The sequence below is a fragment of the Ohtaekwangia sp. genome, assembly GCF_036568665.1.
Taxonomy (GTDB): Bacteria; Bacteroidota; Bacteroidia; order Cytophagales; family Cyclobacteriaceae; genus Ohtaekwangia.
Genome location: NZ_DATCSD010000329.1, coordinates 24,611 through 30,964 on the forward strand (window position 1 = coordinate 24,611; position 6,354 = coordinate 30,964).

The window sequence follows — 6,354 nt, forward strand, 5'->3', positions numbered from 1 at the left end:
CTTTTTGAACTTAAAACCTGTCAGAAAGGCCGTTTCCACCCCTGTTTTCCAGCATGACTGAAAATTAAAAGAGAATGTCTGATTTGTGAAAGGCATCAAAAACGGCAATAAAGGACATTAGTGCAACCGTTTGCGGTATCCCGGCCGGGACCTAAACAGATGGCGAGGCGGAGCGCCCTTAGCGAAACATAGAGTCCACGAACCTAACCCATGAAAAGGGCCCCCTGAGGTCCGGTTAGTGTTTGCATGGACCCGAAATCATCAGGCGGCGCCCGGTAATCAAACACTAACCCTTAAATTCTATGAAAAGACTAATTCTACGATTTCTTTTCCAGTGGTACCCCAGGCCATTTCCAGCTGTCCTCTCCATGGCGGTTCTGTTGACCGTTTCGCTGACAGCGAGCGCACAGGTAGCGGTCACCGGCCAGGTTTTAGATGAAAACGGCACAGGTTTACCCGGAGCAAATGTTCTGATAAAAGGAACTATCACCGGAACGACTACAGACGCGGAAGGTAAGTACGCTATTGAAGCACCAAATTCCACCGCGGTACTGGTGTTTTCCTTTATCGGCTATTCATCTGTCGAAGTAACGGTGGGCAGCCGCAGCGTAATAGATGTAAACCTCAGTCCGAATGTCGAATCGCTCTCGGAAGTGGTCGTGGTGGGCTATGGTGTACAACGGCAGGAATCCGTTACGGGAGCAGTAGTTTCTGTGAAAGGGGATGTCATGCGTGAAATCCCCGCCTCCAACATTTCACAAGCGCTGCAAGGGCGTGTAGCCGGTGTGGAGATGTCACAGACCTCCACCAAGCCGGGATCACCGATGCAAATTCGTGTACGCGGTTCCCGCTCCCTGGTGGCCAGCAATGATCCCCTGATCGTACTGGATGGGATACCCTTCGCCGGATCGATGAATGATATCGACCCCAACAGTATCAAGAGTATCGACATTCTGAAGGATGCCTCGGCCACGGCTATTTATGGTTCCCGCGGTGCCAATGGCGTAATTCTGATCACCACTCACAGCGGACAGAAAGGACAAAAAGCGCAGGTCACTTACAATGGTTATTATGGCGTGGAGAAAATTTTTGCCAAATACCCCATGATGAATGGTGCCGAGTTCGCGGCCTTGCGTGCAGCAAGTGCGCAGAAGTTCAACAATACCCTGGACGAATCCAATGATGTCAATACCGACTGGCAGGACATGATTTTCAAAAACGGTCTGATTACCAGTCACGATTTGGGTATTTCAGGGGGCACGGAAAAGGGTACGTTCTACGTGGGTGCAGGCTATTTCAGGGAAGAGGCTGTCGTGCCCCTGCAGAATTTCTCACGCTATTCGCTGCGGGGCTCCATCGACCAGGAGATAAACAAATTTATCCGGATCGGCTTCAACTCTACCTCCAACTTCTCGATGACCAATGGCAACAACGTGCCGGCCGTAGGCATGGCCTTATCCAGGACACCGATCACCAATCCCTACAATGCTGACGGTACCATGAAAGAGGTCGTGCAGGAGGTGACCTCTGGTGCACAGTGGGTGCCATCCAGGAAACGCTTTGAGAGCCTCGACGACAAATATATCGACCTGACCAAAGCATACGGTTCCTATAATACCATCTTCACAGAAGTTAAAATTCCCGGGATTAAGGGATTGAAATATCGCTTGAACCTCGGTCTGAATTACCGTCAGAGTACCTATGGCAATTATACGGGCGAAGGCGTTTTCAGTGGTATCCCCACCACAGTCTCCACGGCATCCATCACGAACTCGCTTACGACCAACTGGGCGACCGAAAACATGTTGACTTATGACCGCACGTTTGCTGATAAGCATGAGGTCAACGCGGTGGTATTGTATTCGGCTCAAGAGGAAAAATCCAATTCATCTCAGATTTCAGCCCGTGACATCCCATCGGATGCTTTTCAATTCTACAACCTGGGCCGTGCTGACGGGGTGATTACTGTGAACCCTGCCAACCAAGGCTATTCTCAATGGGGCCTGCTCTCTTATATGGGGCGGATCATGTATTCATACGATGAGCGGTACATGTTGAGTGCGACTTTCCGTTCGGATGGATCATCGCGGCTTGCACCAGGCCATAAATGGCACCAGTATCCGGCAATATCAGCGGGCTGGAATATTTCAAAGGAACAATTCATGACCAGCATCTCCTGGGTAGACCAACTCAAGTTACGTGCGGGATACGGAGAGACCTCCAACCAGTCAGTCAATCCTTATCAGACCATGGGACTTTTGTCAACACGCCCCTACAACTTCGGTGATGCCACCTACTCGACCGGATTTTATGTATCCCAATTGCCCAATCCGACACTCGGATGGGAATATTCAAAGACATTTAACTATGGTCTGGAGTTTAAACTGTTCAATAATCGCTTAGGCGGTACGGTCGAATACTACATCCAAAATACCAAAAACGTTATGCTGCCCGTAGGACTTCCGACAACCTCCGGGGTGAGCAGCATCACGGCTAACATGGGAGAAACCCGTAACAAAGGAATCGAGATCTCCCTGAATGGAACCATCCTGGATAACCTCAATGGCTGGACATGGGATGTCGGATTCAACTTGTACGCTAATCGTAATGAACTGGTATCGCTTGCTTCAGGACAAACCCGTGACGAAGGGAACTGGTGGTTTGTCGGACATCCGATTGATGTGATCTTTGATTACGAAAAAGTAGGGCTCTGGCAACAGGATGACCCCTACTTGAATATCCTGGAACCCGGTACGGCCAGCAAGCCGGGAATGATCAAGGTAAAATACACTGGTGATTACAACCCAGACGGTTCTCCGACACGCGCCATCGGTGCTGCCGACCGGCAGATCATGGCCATCCAACCCAACTACCAGGGGGGCTTTAACACGCGCGTAGCCTACAAAGGTATTGACTTGAGCATTATAGGAACATTCAAAAACGGAGGACTGATCAATAGCACACTCTATGGATCAGGGGGTTATCTGAACAACCTGAATTCGCGAGCAGGAAACAATGTGCGGGTGGATTACTGGACACCTGAAAATACAGGCGCGAAATATCCGGCTCCCGGCGGTGTTGGAGGTGACAATCCGAAATACGGCAGCACGCTCGGTTACTTCGATGCATCGTATTTGAAAATCCGAACCATCACCCTGGGGTATAAAGTCGATGAAAACCTGCTGAAGAAATTCGGTCTCACCAGACTGAGGTTTTACTGCACCGTACAGAATCCTTTCGTGATGTTTTCCCCTTATCACAAAGAATCGGGAATGGATCCTGAAACCAACTCGTACGGAAATGAAAATGCAGCCGTTCCGTTGTCGGCTAACCTGAGGCGTATCCTGACAATAGGTACGAACACACCTTCTACCCGAAACTACATAGTCGGACTCAATTTGACCTTCTAAAAGAAACTAGCTATGAAACGTATACAGATAAAACTTTTCAGAGGGGCAGCCCTTATAATGCTCTTGTTGGCTGGTTGCACGAGCATCCTGGATGAGCAGCCTCGCAGCATTTATACGCCGGATTATTTCAAAACGGAAAAAGGAGTATATGGCGGGTTGACAGGGATGTACGCGCATCTCCGATACATCTTTGGGAATGCGTACTTCTACAACTCGACACTGACCGGAACCGATGAAGCCACGTGGGGTGCTAGCGGCTCGGGCAGCAGTTTCCAGATTGCCGACCTCTCCGGCGGCGGTCCCATCACTCCTTCCAACAGCGATGCCAGCAACCTGTGGTTTAATACTTTTCCCAACATCAACACAGCGAATGGCATTATCGAAAATGCCAGCGATGTCGGTGTTTCGGAGGCGTTAATTGCCGAAGCACGATTCTTTCGTGCCTTTGACTACTTCATGCTGGTGCAGACCTTTGGCGGCGTGCCGTTGGATCTGGGTGCGGGAGAATTAAAATTCAATACTACTGTTTCACGCACATCGGTACGCAATACGGTACCTGAGGTTTATACGAAGGCGATATTCCCTGACCTATTGCTGGCGGTGAACAACCTGCCGGCTGTCGGCCGCGTAACGGGTGCGGTGACTAAAACGGCAGCACGTCTTTACCTTGCCAAGGCATACCTGACCTACGGATGGTGGCTGGAAAACCCCAACAACATTCCGACCTATCCGGATGCCGACCGCATCGACCCGGACGGTCATGCACCGCAATGGTATTTTCAGCAGGCATATGATATCGCCACAACGGCCATCGATGACCCGGGACCTTTTGGATTGATGCCTACCTACTACGATGTCAATCTAGCCAAGAATGATCGTAACAAAGAGATGCTACTCTATGCTGATCACACACAGACGAGCGAGCTCTACAATGGATCAAGTCTTTCGTATGCCGGTGGCGGTGATGCCGACAATTTCGCCGTATGGATGCTTACCTGGGCCTACACGGCGTTGCAAAGTTCCAAAACAAGCTGGTCGTCCGCTCAGACTGTTAACTCGGTACAGCGCGAGGCCGTGCAAGGGTTAGGACGCCCCTGGGTTCGGATGGCACCACCGCATGGTGTGTTTGCCAATACTTTTGCCGACAAGACCAATGACTCTCGTTACGATGGAACATTTGCTACCGTATATCGCGGCAACTGGCCCAAGGCCGGTATAACAAACCCTACTTTGTTCAATGCCAACGACCTCTCGGTGGCACCGGGTGACCCCATCCTGACCTTCCTGAGTGAGGTTCCCGCTGATGCCATCGACTATTCAAACTCTACTTACAAAAGTGGTGTAGGTGCCGGGGTATTGCCCAACCGGGCCGACTATGTGATCGCCCCTAACGCCATTAGTCGCCTGGTGTATCCAGGGCTCTGGAAGCTTGGCACCTATCGTACCGATAACGGTACAGGTTTGGGGCAACCAAATGCTGCCAATACGCGCCCGTTCAACATTGCCAAATTCTCTGAACTCTACCTGATTGCTGCAGAGGCCGCTGTAAAAGGCGCTGCTCCTGTGTCAGGAAAAACAGCCTACGATCTGATCAATGTAATTCGCGCTCGTGCGGGCATGTGGCGGTGGGACAATAACGGTAACGTGGAAAAGATCCAAGATAACAGCGCTGACATGACTGCTGCAACCCCGGCTGTAATAGACATCGATTATATTCTAGCGGAACGTTCCCGGGAATATTACGGTGAAGGGCATCGGTGGTATGATTTGGTACGCACGCAGAAATGGAGTCAAGTGGCCGCCAGTTATGCCATATGCGGACCGACACTGGGTGATCACACGCCAGCAACGGTGACTCGCACCATCCTGCCCATGCATTACTTACGCCCCATTCCGCAAGGGCAGTTGGACAACATGGCGGTTTCAGCAGCGGAAAAAGACATCTATCAGAATCCGGGTTATCGTGTTGGCGAGTAGTGATATCGATGGGTGTTAAACAAATCGATCATCAAAACAATGGTCCTCAAATGGCAATATTCTTTGTTTGGGTTAAAGATTTAGAATAGGTAAAAATCGCCATTTGTGAGGCCGGGTTGCCTAGCGATAGGCAACCCAATTTTTGTTTTTTCACTCCATAATCTACCCAATACTGGCTAATACATAAGGTATATGTTTCACCATCCTGAGAATTCTTCCAATGAAGTCATCAAGTAATCTGGAGCGTTTCACCAATCCGATTACGCACGATTCGGCTATAACGATACGTGATCATTTTATTATTAAAGTGAAGAGCCGGTGGTTTTGTGTGGGCACCTCAAATCCAGTATGGACGGGACACAATCCAATGCTCTTTTCTTCCTGGACACGCGGCTATGAAGTAGGCCTTCTCAAATCCAGGAATCCCCTCGGACCGTGGGAGTTTGCCTCTCGCGAACCTATCTTCGGAACACGTAAAAAGGGATACCGCCCTGAGCTTGCCGCCAGCGGAAGCTATGCTCATTTACAATTTGACGATACGGAAGACCCTTATTGCGAGACAGGCCCATAATGCTCTCTTCGAAGGTCCCGATGGCACGCTGTGGAGTTCGTGCCATTATCTGATGGAGGAGAAAAGGCCCTACAGTCAAACACCGGAACCCTGGGAAAGGACACCACAGCTCGGATTTGAACCCGTACGTTTCAGAGACGGAATATTCTTTATCACTGGCCCAACCTGGACACGGCAACGCATCGCTATTGGCAAAGACTAGCGCAAGACATAATAATGCAATTCACATTGATCAAACAGAAGAATATGAAAGACACACTTATTAAAATCACACTCATTATCATTTTCCTCTATACCGGCACATCGGCAAGGACACAAACTATCACATTTACCAACCCGATCCTTTCGGGGTTCTATCCGGATCCAAGTGTGCTTAAGGTAAATTCGGATTACTAT

At 49.9% G+C, this 6,354-nt stretch carries 3 protein-coding genes; all 3 read left to right on the plus strand.

The annotated features are described in order from the left end of the window. The first annotated feature begins 302 nt into the window (after nt 1-302). The 3 genes from VIN08_RS18470 to VIN08_RS18480 all read left to right on the plus strand — a co-directional run bounded on the left by VIN08_RS18470 (nt 303) and on the right by VIN08_RS18480 (nt 5,958). Nucleotides 303-3,410: a TonB-dependent receptor gene (locus VIN08_RS18470; protein WP_331968017.1), complete on the plus strand. Its 3,108-nt coding sequence runs from the start codon at nt 303-305 to the stop codon at nt 3,408-3,410. 12 nt (nt 3,411-3,422) lie between these two features. After that, nucleotides 3,423-5,387: a RagB/SusD family nutrient uptake outer membrane protein gene (locus VIN08_RS18475; protein ID WP_331968019.1), complete on the plus strand. Its 1,965-nt coding sequence runs from the start codon at nt 3,423-3,425 to the stop codon at nt 5,385-5,387. Nucleotides 5,388-5,607: 220 nt separating this feature from the next. Beyond that, entirely contained in the window at nt 5,608-5,958 is a 351-nt protein-coding gene (locus VIN08_RS18480; RefSeq protein ID WP_331968021.1) for a hypothetical protein, read from the plus strand. Nucleotides 5,959-6,354: the final 396 nt, after the last annotated feature.

What these genes read in the sequence shown, in the direction of transcription:
- VIN08_RS18480 (WP_331968021.1), top strand. Translation starts at nt 5,608, where the DNA reads ATGAAGTCATCAAGTAATCTGGAGCGTTTCACCAATCCGATTACGCAC.
- VIN08_RS18470 (WP_331968017.1), top strand. Translation starts at nt 303, where the DNA reads ATGAAAAGACTAATTCTACGATTTCTTTTCCAGTGGTACCCCAGGCCA.
- VIN08_RS18475 (WP_331968019.1), top strand. Translation starts at nt 3,423, where the DNA reads ATGAAACGTATACAGATAAAACTTTTCAGAGGGGCAGCCCTTATAATG.